Consider the following 17,068-nt stretch of genomic DNA (forward strand, 5'->3'; position numbering starts at 1 on the left):
GCGCTCAATGTTCCAGCGCTCACCGATGACTGCTTGAGTTCACTGACGAGTACCGCCGCTGACAGCAAACGAAGCCCCTCTTACATATCAGCTCAGATCCTTCATCAGGAGATCAAGGTCCGCCTCCTCATGGAGGAGGATACCCAGCGCGGTCATGGCAGGAGTAAGACATGGATCCCAGTTCGCGGTGACCGGCTGACCGACGAGCGGAAGCTGGGGGACATCGCGGGCCTGGGTACGGGCGGCGAGGCGCTCGTAGTCTTCGGCGCTCATCCGCCATGGCCGGGCGCCGTACCGGTGGATGATCCGATTGGCCAGGGTGATGCCCGGCCAGTCGAAGTCGCCGTGGTAGGCGAAGCGGCAGCCGGTGGCGGCGAGGGCGTCAAGGAGGGTGAGGACCACGGTGGCGGCGCTACCAGAGGTGCACACCAGGGGCTGTGAGCAGGCGGCGTCGGCGGCTGCCTCCACCACACGGGGATTCTCACAGATGCGGATCAGGGTGCCGGCCGGCAGAGACAGCCGCAGAGCGTGCAGGTCGCGCAGGGTGAGGTGGGTCTCCGCGTGGTGTAGGGATCGTTCGCGCAGGGAGCGCTCACGCCAGCCCTCGCCCTCGGGGTGCAGGCCGTAGGTGAGCACGGTGCTGGAGACCTCGTCCGGTGTGACGGACGCCAGCCGCCACAGGGCACGTCGCCCGGCCGCGTCGCCGGGGAACTCGGTGGCGTGGGCGAGGGCTATGCCGCGCTGGACGAGGCGGGCAAGCCAGGTCCCGTCGTCCAGGCCGTGCGCCGATCCGGTCACTTCGGCGGCGAGTTCGCCCCGGCCCCGCGCGTCGGTCCGCCCCGGCCCGAGGAGCAGAGTGAGCACGTGGACCGCCTGCCGGAGTGTCCGTACTGCGGTCTCGGGCGTCACTCCTTTGGGCACGCCCGCGCGGCGCAGCCCGTCGTACCACTGCCGGGCCCACTCCTGGTCGGCGAGCGGGGAGGCGTCCAAGGACGAGGCGAGGGAGGACCACACCTGCCCGCGCCGTGCCCGGGCGTCCGCCCGGACGGCTCGGCGGTCGGTGAGCGGCGGCCCGATCTCCTGGAGCACGTCCCTGAGACCGAGCCCAGCAGCCGAAGTGCGCAGCCGGGTGTCGAGCGCGTCGAGCCGCACCGTCACAGCGGGCCCTGTGATCGGCCTGCCGAGCAGGAGCGACAGCTCGGTTCTCTCCTGTGGTCCCAGTCCGGTCAGCCGTAGCGAGCCGGTGGCCTGCACTCCGTTGCCCTCCAGGCGCTTGCGTGCCGTTTCCCAGAGCCGGACGAGTCCCGGACCGGCCAGCCAGTCGCGCGTCGCGTCGGGGAGCGGACTCATACGGACACCAGGCGCCGATGGCGGCCGTTCCACGTGTAGTGCAAGGTGGCCACCCCACGGGCGTGCGGGTCGCGGAGGCACTCGTAGATGTGCAGGGAGGGCACCTCGGGCCAGTTGCCCATGAGCCGCTCGCTGGTGAGGACGAAGTCGAGGTCGAGATCGACGAGGATGCGGCCGAGCCGCCCGTGGGTCGGCTCGTCGACCTTGGCGAATGCATCGTCCAGGAGGATCAACCGTGGTGCGTGCGGCGTGGACTCACCGAGGGTGGTGAAGTGGGCGGCCGCCGCGGCGAAGAGCACGAGGTAGGAGAGCACGCGCTGCTCACCCTGACTGAGCCCGGTGCGGCCGGTGAGCCTGCGCCTGCGACCGGGAGCGGCGTCCTCGACCACGAAGGTATGGAAGCGGAACCAGTCGCGGTAGTCCAACGCGGTGCGCAGATGAGCGACATAGCCAGCCGACGGATCAGCCCGACGGGCGTCCTCGATCCGGCGCTGCAGCACCTCACGCAGTTGCTCGCCCTGCTCGCGGGTGCGCAAGCTTGAAGGACTGCGGAGCAGATCGACGGCTGCCCGTACATCGGCGTCGACATCCTCGTCCAGCTTCCACTGCAGCTCCACGCCGAGGCCGTGCGAGGTCCGCACGGTCTTCAGCGTCTCGTTGAGGGCGGCGACGAGACCGGCGGCAGTGACGACCTGTGTCGACAGATGGTCGCCGAGCTCGCCGGTCAGGAAGCGCTGGAAGACCTCACTCTCGCGGTCGGTGAGCCGGCCGCGGGCTTCGGCAGCCTGGCCGGCGATGCGTTCCCCGACAAGGGCGACGTCGTGGGGACCGTGGTCGTCGACCAGGCGGCAAATCTTGATCCCGTCGAGTTCCTCGAGCTGTGCGTCGTATCCGCCGGCCAGTTGGTCGCGCAGTTCCGTGTGCCGGTTGAGGAGCGTGCTGTCCGAAATCTCGTTCCTCGGGCGGCCGAGGCCGCCTCGCACGGCATCGGCCAGCTCGCGCAGGGCTCGTATGCGGCTACGGACATCCGCGCCGGGATCGTCCGCCAAGTGGGCGGGCAGGGACGAGCGGTCCAGCCCGGCGCCACGGACCACTTCCGGACGGGCGAGAGCGCCGCGAAGGGCGCTCCCCGCGTCGATGACGGCCGTCTGCTGTCGCAGCAGCTCCTCGCGGCGGCGTTTCTCGTCCTCCTCCGCGCGGACTCTCCGGTCGTGGAGGCCGTCACGTTCACGTTCGACTCCATGGCGGGCCCGGTCGGCGTTCGCGATGCGTTGCTTGGTCTCCTCCTCGCGGGCGAGGATCTCCTCTTCGGAGGAGCCGATGGCCTCTTCGCGGGTGCGGAGGTCCTGCCGGGCCGTGTGCAGTTCGCCGAGCCGGACCCGGTGGTTCTCCTCCGCCTCCAGGCGGTCCCCGTGGGCGCGTTCGTACCTCGTGCGGTCGGTCCGGTTCCGGCCCAGCCCGTCGGCTGTGCCGCGGATGGCCCTGCACATGCGTCCGATGCCGTCCTGCAGGGTTACCAGAGCGGTCCGTACACGTTCCAGGACGTCAGGGTCGGCGGGGAGGTCGTGGGACGTCGCGGTCGCTTCCGCTTTACCGCGAGCGTTCACAGCGAGGGTGCGGGCCTCCTCCGCCTCACGTGCCGCTCGGGTCGCCTTGGCGGTCAGACTCCGCAGTTCCTTTTCGCCGGATTCGAGCTCGGTCCATGCGCGGGCGAGGGACCGGGACCGGGGGAAGTCGCGTTCCGCCGAGGTCAGGGCCCTGCGCCGGGAATCGAGTTCGTCGAGGCACCCGCGGTCGTCGGCCAGTCGCCGCTCCACCTCCGCAAGCCGTTCCCCCAGTTCGACGAGGATCCGGCGGCGGGTCCCGGCGCGTACAGCGGCGCCCACATACTCGGCACCATCCTTGGTGTGGCGACCGCGGAGGGGGCCAAGACGCCAACTACCGTCGTAGTACACCGCACCGGCCGCGGTGGCCTCTCCGGCCGGTGCGAGCGCGATGGCGGACAGCAGGTGCTCGACCCGCTCAAGAGTGATGCCGCTTTCCGGTTGCGCGGCAGGGCGCAGCGCGGTGGCCAGCGTCTGCTCACCTGGCAGGACGGTTCCGGGCTGGAGGAAGGTGTCCCCAGTCAGAGGATCGAGAAGCACTCCGTCCGCAGTGACCCAGGCGTCCAGGATCCCGCTCGCCTCCAGCGCCGCTTCCAAGCCTGCCCGGTCGGCACAGGACAGGCCGTCCGCGAAGTCCACCAACCGATAGAAAGGTGCTCCGGTGCCCTGAGCCCGTTCGGCGATGCGGTGATACGGGACGGGCGGTTCCGGATCGGTGCGCCGCTCCCACTCCTCCTTCTCCCGGAACAGGCGACCGTGTTCTTCAGCGAGCCGGGCGACGCTCAACCCGAGAGCGTCCCGCCGCTCGGTGAGTTCTTCACCGTACGGTTCCAGCACGGTCAAAGCGGCCTGCTTCGCCTGGCCATCGATGTCAGGCGGCAGCACCCGCTCCGCGAAGGGTGCCTCCGGCGAGGTCTCGCAGGCGACCACGGCATGGACGGCATCCAACGGTGGACAGCCCGGACCCACCACGGCACGGACGTGCTCCACCCACTCCGCCACCTGGCGAACGTAGCCGCCGCTCTCCTCGGCGACCCTTTCCCGGCTGCCTTCGAGGCGGCCGGCGGCCTCCTCCGCCTCCCCTTCCAGCCGTTCACGCTCGGAGTCCGCCTGAGCCGCCTGCCTTTGCGCGTCCCTCGCTCGCTCGACCAGACGGGCCACGTCCTGGGCCATCCGGGCTCGGTGCTTCACCACGGCCCGGGCCTCCTCCAGCCGCTCCTGCCACGACCGCAAGGAGATCCCGGCAACCGATGTGTCCACAGCGAACACTCGCCGACGACGCACGGTCCGGATCTCTCCACCGGGGCCGGTCAAATCCGCCTCCGAAGCTCCGGCCAAATCCACCTGCGGCAGAGCGACCGTCTCACCGAGATGACCTGTGGGAAGTCCCGCCCTCTCGGCCTGGACCACCAACTCCCGGTGGTCCGTGCCCAATTCACCAAGACGACTCCCCAGCTGTTCGACACCTTCGGCCAGCCGATCGGCCGCGCTCTCCTCCGCCTCGTGCGCCTTGCCGAGCGCGACGAAGGACGTGTCGGCCGCGGCGTGCAGGGCCTCGACCGTGGTGCGGCGTTCCGACAGCTCCTCCAGACTGCGGTAGGCGCTGCTCGCATGGAGAGCGGTGAGTTCGGTCCGGGCGGCCTGTTCCGCCTCCTGCAGAGCACGCAGCCGCGCGTCCGCCTCTCCCTCCTGTTTCTTCAAGTCACCCGTCGCCTTCGCGGCGTCTCCCGCCTCCCGGCGCCGCAGTGCGAGGATGTCCAACTCCCCGTCCACACGTTCCGCCGCCCTGCGCAGCACCCCGGACAGATAACCGCGGTAATCGGCCATGAAGGTGCGCAGGGCACGGTCGGTGCGCTCCAAGCGGCCGAGCTCCTCCCGGACGGCGTCGAGGTCGTGGAGGTTGCGCGCCACCTTCTCCACCACGTCGTCGTCCAGCCCCGGCAGGGTCTCGCTCAGCAGAGAGGCCAGCCCACCGGACTCGATACGGTCCCCGACAGTGGGGCGCCGCAGCCGGTGGAGAAGCTGGGTGAGGTTGCGATAACGCGTTGCGTCGGTGATGCCGAACAGTTCACGGGCCACCCGCGAACGGTGCAGGACCGCGCGGTCCGTGACGTTCTCCGCGCCGACGACCTCCTTGAGCCGGTCCACCGGCAGGGGCCTGCCCGCCTCGACCAGGCAGAGGCCCTCACCGATCCGCAGCGGAGTGACGAAGAAGACCGGCGCGGCCTTCTTCGTCGACTTCGACGCCCGGATGGCGGCGCCGAGGGTGAGATACCGGTCGTCACCCACGTCCGCCGCCATGCGGAACTCGACCCACAGGTATCCGAGGCGGTTCGTCTGCTCGAAACCGTCCAGCATCAGCCACAGGAGAGTGGTCCGGCCCGTGCCCGTGGCGTCCAGCGCGCGGGAGTCGCCGTCCAGCAGGTACGGCAGCAACATCTCCAGAGCCTTGGACTTGCCCGCACCGTTCTTGCCGCGCAGCAGCAGCCGTCCGTCGCCGAACGCGAATTCCTGCTCATCGTACTGCCAGACGTTGTGGATGCCCGCACGGTGCAGACGGAAGCGGACACCGGCTCCAGGAACGGATCGCTGCACCGGGATGAGGCCGTTCGTACCCGGGGTCATAGCGGCAGCTCCTGCTGTGTGGCGGTGTCCGGGGCCGCTCCAGCGGCCCGGCGTACGGTGACGCGGGTGGAGTAGCGGGCGGCCGCGGCGAGGAGCACCCAGCCGGCGCCGTCGACGCGAGCCCCCTGGACACCGGTCACAGAGCGGCCCTCCGGGACCGTGCCGTCGTACCCCTCGGGCAGGCCCACCCCTTCGGAGCGGAGCGGGCCGGCAGGGGCCATCAGCCGCATGCGGACCAGCAGGCCCAGTACGGCCTCCCGCAGCGCGGGAAGGTCCTCCAAGCAGTCGCGCTGCCAGTTGCTGCGCTGCCCGTACTCGGCGACCAGCCCGGCCAGCAACTCGTCCACCAGGCCGCCGGGAACGGCCACCCCGATGACAAGCCTCCCTCCGGTCGCCGGGTGGCCCGGCTCGTCGGGCCGCAGCCGTTCCACCAGGCGCTCCACCAGCAGGAGCGCGGCCTGCGCGACCGTCCCGGTACCGGGCAGGTGCAAGTCCGTCAGCTCCTCCTCGGGATCCACCAGCGCCACGCCCTCGGCGCGGATCTCGGCCTCAAGGCCCAGAAGTTCGGAAAACGCCTGGGCCTCGCGGCGCTGCCGGGTCCGCAGCCAGTCGCGCTCGGCGTCCGTCAGCTCGTCGAGGTAGACGACGGGCGTCTCCACCAGCATGCGGCGCACATAGGTGCGAGGACCGCCGAACCCGGGGTCCGCCGCCCGCCGCACCAGGTCGGCCCCGTCCCGGCTCTGCGCGAGAGGGCCGGCCACGACGACCCGGGCGATCTCCCGGTCCACCGTGATCAGGGCCTCACCGCCGTCCTCCTGCGCGAGCGCGCCCACACTGCCCTCGGTCTCCGTGAGGACGCCCCAGCCGACCAGCCAGCGCAGGGCAGCGACCAGGGTCCGCTTCTCCGCGGCCCGGCCTGCCCCCTCCAGCTCCACCCCCGCGTCGGCCGCCGCAGCCCTGATGTCGGCGACCAGTTGGGAGAGCAGCAGCTGCTCAGGGGCGGTGACCAGCACCGAGAGTGCCAAGGCGAGACAGGCGTAGGTGCGCGGGGTGAAGGGGGTGCCGGAGGAGCGCTCCAGCCGATGCCCCGCACCGACGCCCAGCCCGGCCTTGAACAGCCTGGCGTAGGAGGTGTCGACCAGCAGGCGGTAACCGAGCACCTGCTGGAACCGCTTGCCCAGCCAGTCGGCGTGCCTGCGGACCAGGGGGAACAGGTCGGCATGCGGGCCGTCCGATGTCACCAGCGGGTGGGCGAGCAACAGGCGTCCGGCGGCGCGACGTTCGGCGGCCAAGGCCACATCGTGGGCCGAGGGAAGTGTCACGACACGCCCACCTCCGCTTCGTCACTGGCCGAGACGGACGAACGTCCGATCTCCAGCTCCAGCTCGTCCAGCACCAGGTCGCCGTCGGCCGAGTGCAGCACCGTCTGTACACCGGTCGTGCGGCGTACGGCGAGCCGGATGCCGAGCTCGGCCTCCTCGCTCTGCGCGGACTCCAGCCCGAAATCCTGCGCCCCGTCCGTACCCGCAGCTTCGGCGCGTCGCAGCCGCGCGTTCCCCAGAGCCGTCGCCAGCAGCTCCAGCAACAGCCCGAGAGCGGCCGAGGTCAGGCGTACGTCAGCGAGGCGACCGGCGGCGCTGCGCAGTTCGTCCGCGGCGGCCCGTCTGGCCGCCGCCTGCTCGCGGGCGGCATGCTGAAGGCGTCGCTTCTGCTCGGAGTGGTCCTCCACAGCCGACGCCCGGCCCCGCTGCGCGCGACTGCCCCGCTCACGCAGTGCCACCGGTACTTCGACCACCGGGCCGGTCCACCAACTGGTGTATGCGGGCACCACCTCGTCGGAGGCCGGCGGGATGCCCAAATGGCGGGTACCGTACAGCCCGAAGGCGGCGACCGCGATGTCGTGTGCGTCCTGCGGAGCCGCCTCGTCGAACCACCGGGCGAGCCGCAGCAGATCCTTGCGCCGCGATATCTCTCCCGAGGCCGAACGCAACATCCGCTTGGCGTTGGCGAGCAAGGACTGCAACGCGCGCAGGGTGGCGTCACGCAGCTGATCGACCTGGCTTCCCTGCCCGTCGACATCGGTGAACCAACCGCGCAGCCCCTCCCAGTCCGTCAGCTCACGGCCCCGGCTGCGCTGCACCCGGACCTCCGGTGGGCCTCCGGCCCCCGCAAGCGCCCCGGACAGCCCCTGGCCATGGGCGTCGATGTGCTCCAGGAGGCCGGGGAGGTGCGGCCACAGCTCGTCCAGGACTGCTGCGATCCGAGGGGCGCGGAAGGCCACATCCTCCCTGATGGCCTCGACGTAGTCGAGCAGCAGTTCCTTGAAGCCCTGGTACTCGGCGCTGTCCAGGTCGTACCGTGCCAGCACCTGGCCGAGGTAGGCATAGAAGTCCCGCACGGAGTCCGCGAATTCGGCGAACTGCACGAACAGCGTGCTGACCCGTTCCAGTGCGTCCTGCGGCTCGACGCCGCCCGGCCTGTAGACCAGCTCGTTCAGCTCGCGCAGCCCGCGCTCGACCAGTGCCAGCAGCTCACTGCTCACCTCACGCGCCGCGTCCGCCCCAGCCAGGACCTCGTCGGCGTCCCGCTGAATCCGCTCGCCCAGCTTGGACAACTGGTAGCGGGATCGGGACCGCTGGTACTCGGTGATGCTCGACGCCTTCACCGAGTGACTGCTGCGCAGCAGGTTCCCCCAGCGCACCAGCTGCTCCAGCCGGACGGTGAGGGTCTCGGCGTCGAGCCCGGCCGCGGGCCCACCGGGCTCGGCCAGCTTCGCCAGTACATCCGGTACGGCGAGGTCGGCCAGGAGGGTGCCGCAGAAGACCCGCATGATCTCGACATACTCCAGCCGGTCCGGAGCGCTGAGGTACGCATACGCGCTCAGCCGCTGCCACGCCTCGCCGCGATCGGCTTCCGGTGACGGATCCTGTGCCGGTACCCCCATGACAGTGAGATTACGTAGTACCACCGACCGTTGCTGGAGGTTTGGCGATGTTCCTTACTGATCGCTTCAAATGAGGTTCTGAGACATCTCAAACAGATGATGCTGCAAGCGAACTAGAGCAGGCCGAGGTGGAGGTCGAAGCGTATCTCGTAGCAGATGCGGAGGCGTCTGAACTGGAGGAGCCAGCCGAAGATCCGCTCGACAACCCAGCGGGTCCTGCCCAGACCGGAACCATAGGCGGTGCCTTTCCGAGCGATCTTCGATGTGATACCTCGCGCCCGCAGGAGACGGCGGTACGTGTCATAGCCGTAACCGTGGTCGGCACTCTGCCCACCATGGAGCCCCTGTCGTATCCCAACGCTATGCAGCCGCGATGGCACTATCCCAACGACCTGTCCGACGCCCGCTGGGAGCTGGTCCGCCCCGCCCTGGAAGCCCGGCGCGCCGCCCGGGCTGGCATCCGCCAGTCCCACCCACGACCTGCGCGACCTGATGGACGCCACCCTCTACGTCGACCGCATCGGCATCCTCTGGTGCTACCTGCCTCACGACTTCCCGCCCTGACAGAGCGTCTACAGACTCCTTCACCACGTGGCAACAGAACGGCGTTCTCGACCAACTCACCGGCCTCGTCCACCGCCCCCGACCGGTCCGCCGTCGAGGACCGGCCGCACCCGGCCATACCCCCGACCCCCTCACGGCGGCCCGACCACCGGCTGAACCGCCCGGTGCCGTACACCACGGCACGGGACCCGCACCCCACCAGGAACAGACCCCATGCCCTGCACCGCCCCACCGGCCCGCACCGTGAGGAGGGTGCGAGCCGATGTCCTGCCCCGCCCTGCATCCGCACACTCCAGGCCGTCCCGCCATCGGACTCCACATCCCATGCGGGGCCGGACTTGTGGAACCCACCCCAGCCCCTGAATCCCCAAGGGGCAGAGATGGTTCGCGGAAACATCCCACCCACCGGGAAAGCCGCCGGCCCACCAACGAGTCGGCGGCAAAAGTGCCAGAGGTGTGCGGCCCATGGGCCGTAGCCAGCCGGGGACCACCACCGCCCGGCCCCTCGCGTCGAGCCGTCACGTCCCGGACCCGGCCGTGCCGTGCCGTGGTCGGTGCGAGGCGCCGCCGCCCTACCTGAACCGAGTTGGCCGCTGCCACCCTCGGAAAGGAGACCCCACCCCGGGGTGGGTAGCCAGGCGGCCAAGCCGCACCGTCCCGTCCGGCCCCACACCCTTTCCCCTGGCCCGCCCCGGCCGCACCCCGGCCGAGGCGGGCCCGACCCGTCCCCCCCACCCCGGACCGGGCCGCCCCATCGGGCACCGGGGCCAGCACGAGGACCCCGGCGCCGAGCCCGGGAGCGCGCCGCCAGCCGCCCGGACGGACACGGCCTGAGCCGTCGCCGCCGGACCGGCCCGACATCCGCCCGTCCTGCACCATGAGCGACACCGCCCATGCCCCCGAAGCCGCCGGCTGAGACCGCACGAACGTCCTGCCCGCCCTGCGGCGCGACCAGAACAAGGACCCGCGAACCTGCGTGTGCCAGGCCCCGCCTCCCGACTGGCTCGGCAGAATCCGACAGCCCGAAGCCGTCCTATGGGATCGTGACGGCCGGTCTGGCTTCATCCACGAGTCGTGGTTCAGCTCAACTTCCGTGACGTCGGCGGTCACGCCGGGGCCTGGGCGACGACCCACCCCACGTCCCGCAGGTCGGACAGGCGAAACAGGTTCCAGAAGAAGGCCCTCCTTCTCCGCACCACAGAGGGTGAGCCAGAACCGTTGAACGTGCATGAAGCCAGCCGGTCGGTCTCCGACAACCACCCCCTGGCCGTGCTCTGGCCAGCCGACGACACCTGCACCTGACGCGGCCGCGCCCCTCCTCACCCGGCCCCGCGACTGACACCCGCCCCACCTTCGCGCCTCGATTCGGCCCGCGCCGCCGCTGTACCACCCGCCTGCGTCAAGGCCGTCTGTATCCGTCCACCTGCCGGGGTTCTGTTCCAATCCCGAGTCCGGGAGTGGGGGAGTGGCCCACCTCCAGCCCCGGCTCCGGCTTGTGGTGGGGGCCGCCGATCTCGATCCCCCCTTGCCGGGTGGGGGGCGTGGGGCGTGCCCGGTGTTCGACCGGCGAACCCCCGTGGCACCGGCTCGACCCCGGCATCGTGCCCCTGGTCCGCGCCCGTCCTCTCTCCCCGGCATCATCACCATCTTCATCACCACCATCTCCTCCTGCGAAGGCCACCCCCCACCGCGACGGCACCGACGCCGAACGGCACGTCAACTCGGTGCTGCGCTCCGCCGACCCCACCACCGGCACCGCCGCCGGACCGTCCCCCGACGGATGGCCGGTCACCGAATCGCTGCCACGGCACGCCCAGGACCTGCCCCGAGCCCGATTCGCCGCCCCACCGCAACCTCAGCACCCCGCCGCCCCACCTCAACCACCCCGGCCAAGCCATGACGTTCCGGACCCCCGGGCCCCACCACCACGGACCGCACCCCCCTGACCCCCATGGAGTACCTGAAGTACCTGCTGACGTCCTGACAGCGCATGAGCCACGACCACCCGATCACCACCGACACCTGACCCACCCCACCGAACCCCCCAAGGGCTCCCGACGGCACCACCGACGGCCCGCACCCCACCGCAGCGCAGCCGCCTACCGACCACCGGCCCGACCGATCAACCCTCACCGGCTCCCCGTGCCCACCCCGACCCCTCCGGCCGAGGCCAGACCCCCGCCCCTCCCAGTCGGAGACGAACCGTCGCAACCGCCAGGTGGCTTTGTTCACGACTCGTGGTTCTGGCTCAACTTCTGTGGTGCGGCCACGCTGAGTGACAGTTGAAGGTTTCTGGGCGGGCTGGGAAATTGCCCGAAAACGAGCAGTGGCCAGCGCGCTTTGGCTGACAGTCGGGGCCGTGGAAGAGGTCGTGCTCCGGCTGAAGGAGCTGTTGTTTCTGTCGATCGCGGTCGCTGTGCTGTCGGTGGACGTGAACACCGCGATAGTGCGCGTTGACGCGCGATGCACCGCGACGGGCGCCGTATGTCCGGAATGCGGGACCTGGTCCAGCCTGGTCCACGGCTCCTACCTGCGATTTCCTGCTGACGTGTCCAGCGCCGGACAAAGCGTTGTTCTCCGGCTGCGGGTCCGCCGGTTCACCTGCCGGAACGCCGCGTGCGGGCGACGGACCTTCGTGGAGCAGATACCGGGCCTGACCCGCCGCCACAGTCAGCGTACTGAGCGGCTGCGTTCCACCCTGGCCGCGGTCGGCCTCGCCCTGGCCGGCCGGGCCGGCGCCCGGCTGGCCAGGGCCTTCGGGGTGTCCGTCAGCCGCAGCACGGTCCTGCGGCTGGTCGACGCGCTTCCCGAACCGGAGCTGCCTGCCCCGCGGGTGGTCGGTGTTGACGAGTACGCCACGCGCAAGGGCCGTCACTACGGCACAGTCCTCGTGGATATCGAGACGCGGCGCCCGGTCGACCTGTTGCCAGACCGGGAGGCATCGACGCTGGCCGCGTGGCTGGCCCAGCAGCCCGGTGTCGAAGTCGTCTGCCGCGACCGCGCCCCCTTCTTCGCGGACGGCGCCGCCGCCGGAGCGCCGCAGGCCGTCCAGGTCGCGGACCGGTGGCACCTGTGGCACAACCTCAGCGAGGCCGCCGAGCGAACCGTCACACAGCACCGCCACTGCCTGCGCGTCCTGGTCCCCGAGGCGCCCGAGCCCGTACCCGCCCCATCGGAAGCGACGTCCGGCTCGCCGTGGCCGACCGGCCACCGCTTCGCCGATCACACCCGGACTACGCACGCCACCGTCCACGCCCTGCTGAAGGCCGGGCACAGCCGCCGCGCGATCCAGCGACAGCTCCGCATGACCAGCCGCACCGTCAAGAAATACGCCGACGCCGCCAAGCCCGAAGACCTCTTCACCGGCCAGTGGCAGAACCGCCCCTCCGTCCTCGACGCGTACAAGACCTACCTCGACGACCGTTGGAACGAGGGCTGCACCAACGCCTGGAAGCTGTGGAAGGAGATCGTGCCGCTCGGCTACCAGGGCAGCTACCAGCGCGTCCGCGCCTACCTGCACCAGAAACGCACCTCACCGCGGCCGGTGACCGCCCGGCCGCCTTCTCCCCGGGCCGTCGCCGGATGGATCCTCCGCCACCCCGACACCCTCACCGAGGCCGAGCAGCTCCAGCTCAAGACCGTCCGGACCCACTGCCCCGAACTGGACGCCCTCACCGGGCACGTCCGGTCCTTCGCCACCATGCTCACCAACCGCCAGGGCGAACGCCTGCCCAACTGGCTCGACGCCGTCCGGCAGGACGACCTATCCAGCCTCCACACCCTCGCCGCCGGCATCGACCGCGACCGCGACGCCGTCACCGCCGGCCTCACCCTCCCCTGGAACTCGGGAGCCGTCGAAGGCCATGTCAACCGGATCAAGATGCTCAAACGCCAGATGTTCGGCCGCGCCAGCTTCAGTCTGCTCCGCAAACGCGTCCTGCTGTCATGACAGCACCCCGACCTCTCGGCCCGCGCCCGACAGATCGGGACGCAGCTTCGTTCGGAGCTGCTCGAACGCGGTGGGAGGCGGCCGCTGCGGCAGGAAGGCGCTGATCTGCCGGGCGCAGTCCAGAGCACCGGCCGTGGTGGTGTCGCACTCGAAGTCGTACAGACCGTGCGCATGGATACGCTGGAACTGCCGGGCCGCAAGGCCCACCGGGCGATCGCCGCGTGCCTGCTCACGCCGCTGAAGTTCCTCCAGCGAACACCGCACGCCAACCAGAACGACCTCTCTGGCACTGAAGAGCCCCAGACAGTCCAGCAGACGCCAATCCTCGCTCAGCACATGGTCGACCACCACGTTGTTGCCGGCCACGGCCATACCGGCGACTGCCCGGTGGAAGCCCATCCACGTTCGCCGCAGAAGGTCGGGCAGCTCCTTCGGACCGACCTCCCGACGGGTTCGCATTGAGTGGAAGGCGTCCACCGGCATGTGAAAGTACGGCTCATCCAGGATCTGCAGCAGTTCCTTGGCGATACTGGACTTGCCTGAACTGGACGTCCCGTTCAAGAAGATGATCAGTCCGGTCTGGGGCAGAGCAGGGGCGGCACCGTACTCAGCCGACTCGGGCCCATCGTTGTCCCTGGCTCCGGGCATTCGGGTTCCTTCGTTATCACCAGTGGAGTCTGATCATCATCGCCCACTGACGCCAGCCTCGTTAGATTCCCCGCCGTTCCCAGCCCTCGCCCCGGACACGCTGCGTCACGGACCACAGAAGTTGCGCCAGAACCCGACTCGTGAAGTCAGTTGTTCATGGGTTTGGGAGGCGCCCAGATCCACGGTCGGGTGATGTTCACGAGTTTTGAAGTCACTGGGGTGCTTGCCAGGGCAGCATCGGGATGCTCCTGGTGAAAGGCCCTGGTCATGCCGCAGATGTCGAAGGTCGAGCTGTACGCGGCGGTCCGCCGCGACCACCGCGGTGGTATGAAGATCCGGGAGATCGAGCGCAAGTACAACGTGTCGTGGCGGACGGTCCGCAAGGCCGTGGACTCGGTCTGGCCGGAGCCCAGGAAGAAGCTGCCGCCACGGCCGACGGTCCTGGATCCGTACAAGCCGCTGATCGATGGGATGCTGCAGGGGGATCTGGACGCGCCGCGCAAACAGCGGCACACGGTCACCCGGATCTTCCACCGCCTGGTCGAGGAACACGGCGCCGACGTCTCCTACCAGAGGGTCCGCCGCTACGTCGCGGCCCGGAAGCCCGAGATCCTGGTCGAGTCGGGCAAGGCCCCGGTGGAGGCGTTCGTCCCCAGACCCACCCGCCCGGCATGGAGGCGGAGGTCGACTTCGGCGATGTGGCCGTGCGGCTCGCCGGCGAGCTGGTGACCTGCTACCTGTTCTCCTTCCGCCTGTCCTATTCGGGCAAGGCCGTCCACCGGGTGTTCGCCTCCTGCGGGCAGGAAGCCTTCTTCGAAGGGCGTGTTCACGCGCTTCGGACGCTGGGTGGCGTCCCTCGGAGCAAGGTCCGTTACGACAACTTGAAAGCCGCTGTTGCCCGGGTGCTGGGGTTGAGCCGGGCCAGGGTGGAGGCCGACCGGTGGATCGCGTTCAAGTCGCACTTCGGGATCGAGAGCTTCTACTGCCGCCCCGGTGTCGAAGGCGCCCACGAGAAGGGCGGGGTCGAGGGACGGATCGGCTACTTCCTCCGCAACCACTTCGCACCGGTGCCGGAGGTCGGCTCGCTGGCGGAGCTGAACGAGATGGTCGAGCAGTGGGACCTGCATGACGGCCGGCGGCGGATCGGGTCCAGGCCGCGGACGATCGACGAGTACTTCGCGCTCGAACAGCCACTACTGATGCCGTTGCCGCAGGAGCCGTTCGAGACGGGGCGGGTGTTCACCCCGCGGGTCGACCCCTACGGCCAGATCCCGGTCCGCACGAACCGCTACTCGGTGCCGGCCAGGCTGATCGGCAAGCGGGTCAGGGTGCTGCTGCATGCTTCTCACCTGGTGGTTTACGACCAGAACGTGGAGGTGGCCCGGCACGAGCGGCTGATCGCCAAGGGCCGCTGCCGACTGGAGCTGGACCACTATCTGGAGGCCCTGATCCGCAAGCCTGGCGCCTTCCCCGGGGCCACCGCGCTCGAACAAGCGCGATCTGCAGGAAGGTTCACCCCGGTCCACGACGCCTGGTGGGCCCAGGCATGCAAGGTCCACGGCGAGCCGGATGGCACCCGCGCCCTGATCGAGGTGCTCTTGCTGGGCCGGCACATCGCCCACGAACACCTGGTTGCCGGGCTGGCCTCTGCCCTGCGGGCGGGAGCCTTGACGGCGGACGCGGTCGCCCTGGAGGCCCGCAAGGCCGCCCAGGCCGAGGACGAGCCGGTACCTCCGCCAGGCCAGACGGCATCGAAGCCGCCGGCGCCGGGCACCGTGACGTTTCTGCACGAGTGGAGGCCGGCCCACCTGCCGCCGGACACCAGGCCGCTGCCCTCGGTGCCCCCCTATGACCAGTTGCTCCGACGTCGTCGCGCCAGCGGCGGTGACCACCGAGAGGGAGAAGCCCAGTGCCCCTGCCCCGCCGGCGAGGCTTGACCGAGCAGGCCGCCGACGCCGCGATCGACTCCGCCTGCCGTCTGTTGCGGCTTCCGTCGATCCGGAACGAGTTCGCCGACATCGCCGACCGGGCGATGAAGGACCAGATGACCTGCCGCGGCTTCCTCGCCGAGCTGCTGCTGGCCGAGTGCGACGACCGGGCCCGCACCGAACAATCCGCCGCCAGCTGAACCATCCGGCCCATTGCAGATGGCCCGCACTGAGGGCGGGCCACGGCTACGACCACGACCTACTGATCTGCTTCCTGGTCATGCGGACGTCGACAACATCGAACCCGTCCTGGTGGCGCACCACATGCTGGACCTCGTCCGAACCCGAGTAGCGCAGAAACCCGACCCACCCCTGCGCGGTCGACTGCCGAAGAATCCACTCGACGACCTCCATCACCACCCCGAACTCATCCTCGTGGACGCACGTTCGGACGGTCAGAGCCCAGGGCACGCTGCCATCCAGATTCGGCCTGTCCACGGCCCGGAGCAGGAGGGAGGTGTCCACCCCGTCGAACGAGTGGCTCGCAAAACCACCGGCGAAGACCTGCCACGGGTAACCCCAGGAGTCCCAGTCGGCCGACTCCAACGTCGGCGGCGCTTCTGCCTGCCCCAGGAGCCACCTCAGCTCCTGCAGCGTCGGCTCAGGCAGATCCGGAGGCAGGTCCACAGCCAGAAACAGGTCGTAGTAGTCACTCACACCACGGACCCTAGCTCCGGCCACCGACAGCACTCCGCGAACGGACATCCCGCCTGAGGGCATGCTGCTGTCAAAACTCGTGAACATCGGAGAGCAATCTGATCACCGACTGCCGCCCGAACTCATTGACAAACGCTGCCCAAAGAAGTGAACAAAGCCAGCCAGGCCACTCGTGTCGGCTCACAGGTGAAAAAGTGCACAGCCGGGTACGCGGCTACGTGCACAGCGGCGGAACGCCTCATGGCCGAGCCGCTCCCGGCCAGGAAGCCGCCATCCGTCGAAATGCCGCCAGGGGATACCGAGCCGGGCGAGCGGACACAGCGCGCTGCGATGCCGGACACCGACCCAGACATCGACCTTCCCGTCCTCCCAGCTCGGGCCGCTACGGGCGACAAGCCCGGGGGCGACCAGGAAGTCCGTCGGAGCGCCGGCAAGGACAGAAATGGCCGCAGGGGCACACACTGCAGGCAACTCTCCAGCGCCGCAAGGAAGTGCCTGGGAAGGTCGTGGTGGCTGCGTAGGTCAGAACGAAGAGCACTTGTCGGTGGGAGCTGGGAGCAGTTGGTTGCTGCTGGGCCGCCGAATGTTGATGAGAAGTAGCAGCGGTCCCAGGCCACGAAAACATGATGCCGTCAACCTGTTGACGTCCGTATCCTTCGGCGGGTGAGTCTCATCGAGGTGGGTCCCGGGCAGGTCGAGCTCGTCGTGCGGGGGCCGGGGGCGCTGGCGACCTCTGTCC

The 17,068-nt window shown here is 69.8% G+C and carries 7 protein-coding genes and 3 pseudogenes; 3 read left to right on the forward strand and 7 right to left on the reverse strand.

Translation table 11 applies throughout. The features are described from left to right. Positions 1-87: 87 nt before the first annotated feature. From ABD335_RS27305 to ABD335_RS27325, 5 genes and pseudogenes are all read right to left on the reverse strand, one after another. Positions 88-1,350, reverse strand: coding sequence for a TIGR02679 family protein (locus ABD335_RS27305; protein ID WP_344328288.1), 1,263 nt, complete (start codon positions 1,348-1,350; stop codon positions 88-90). Continuing rightward, positions 1,347-5,579: a TIGR02680 family protein gene (locus ABD335_RS27310; protein ID WP_344328290.1), complete on the reverse strand. Its 4,233-nt coding sequence runs from the start codon at positions 5,577-5,579 to the stop codon at positions 1,347-1,349. The genes ABD335_RS27305 and ABD335_RS27310 overlap by 4 nt, the downstream gene beginning before the upstream one ends. After that, positions 5,576-6,877 (reverse strand): TIGR02678 family protein, encoded by a 1,302-nt coding sequence (locus ABD335_RS27315; protein WP_344328305.1) that lies wholly within the window; start codon positions 6,875-6,877, stop codon positions 5,576-5,578. The genes ABD335_RS27310 and ABD335_RS27315 overlap by 4 nt, the downstream gene beginning before the upstream one ends. A 20-nt stretch (positions 6,878-6,897) precedes the next feature. Further along, entirely contained in the window at positions 6,898-8,523 is a 1,626-nt protein-coding gene (locus ABD335_RS27320; protein WP_344328291.1) for a TIGR02677 family protein, read from the reverse strand. 113 nt (positions 8,524-8,636) lie between these two features. Further along, a pseudogene (locus ABD335_RS27325) lies at positions 8,637-8,846 on the reverse strand (transposase); the annotation flags it as partial. A gap of 2,600 nt (positions 8,847-11,446) precedes the next feature. Between ABD335_RS27325 and ABD335_RS27335 the strand changes: the two are divergent. Next, the gene (locus tag ABD335_RS27335) at positions 11,447-13,036 is read left to right on the forward strand and encodes an ISL3 family transposase (protein WP_425583764.1); all 1,590 of its coding nucleotides are present in this window, start codon (positions 11,447-11,449) and stop codon (positions 13,034-13,036) included. Here the strand turns inward: ABD335_RS27335 and ABD335_RS27340 are convergent. Further along, on the reverse strand, positions 13,031-13,684 hold the full coding sequence (locus ABD335_RS27340; protein ID WP_344328293.1) for a chloramphenicol phosphotransferase CPT family protein: 654 nt from the start codon (positions 13,682-13,684) through the stop codon (positions 13,031-13,033). The two genes, ABD335_RS27335 and ABD335_RS27340, sit on opposite strands and share 6 nt — an antisense overlap. Before the next feature lie 276 nt (positions 13,685-13,960). Between ABD335_RS27340 and istA the strand changes: the two are divergent. Both istA and ABD335_RS27350 read left to right on the forward strand, forming a co-directional pair. After that, positions 13,961-15,621, forward strand: a pseudogene (gene istA / locus ABD335_RS27345) (IS21 family transposase). Next, positions 15,594-15,788, forward strand: a pseudogene (locus ABD335_RS27350) (IS21-like element helper ATPase IstB); the annotation flags it as partial. The pseudogenes istA and ABD335_RS27350, both read left to right, overlap by 28 nt. A gap of 70 nt (positions 15,789-15,858) precedes the next feature. On the opposite strand, the gene ABD335_RS27355 reads toward ABD335_RS27350, so the two are convergent. After that, positions 15,859-16,329 (reverse strand): hypothetical protein, encoded by a 471-nt coding sequence (locus tag ABD335_RS27355; protein WP_344328294.1) that lies wholly within the window; start codon positions 16,327-16,329, stop codon positions 15,859-15,861. Positions 16,330-17,068: the final 739 nt, after the last annotated feature.

Source organism: Streptomyces macrosporus, from assembly GCF_039533145.1.
Taxonomy (GTDB): domain Bacteria; phylum Actinomycetota; class Actinomycetes; order Streptomycetales; family Streptomycetaceae; genus Streptomyces; species Streptomyces macrosporus.

Bases quoted from the DNA above. Each gene is read 5' to 3' on its own strand.
- ABD335_RS27305 (WP_344328288.1), bottom strand. From the start codon at position 1,350: ATGAGTCCGCTCCCCGACGCGACGCGCGACTGGCTGGCCGGTCCGGGA.
- ABD335_RS27310 (WP_344328290.1), bottom strand. From the start codon at position 5,579: ATGACCCCGGGTACGAACGGCCTCATCCCGGTGCAGCGATCCGTTCCT.
- ABD335_RS27320 (WP_344328291.1), bottom strand. From the start codon at position 8,523: ATGGGGGTACCGGCACAGGATCCGTCACCGGAAGCCGATCGCGGCGAG.
- ABD335_RS27340 (WP_344328293.1), bottom strand. From the start codon at position 13,684: ATGCCCGGAGCCAGGGACAACGATGGGCCCGAGTCGGCTGAGTACGGT.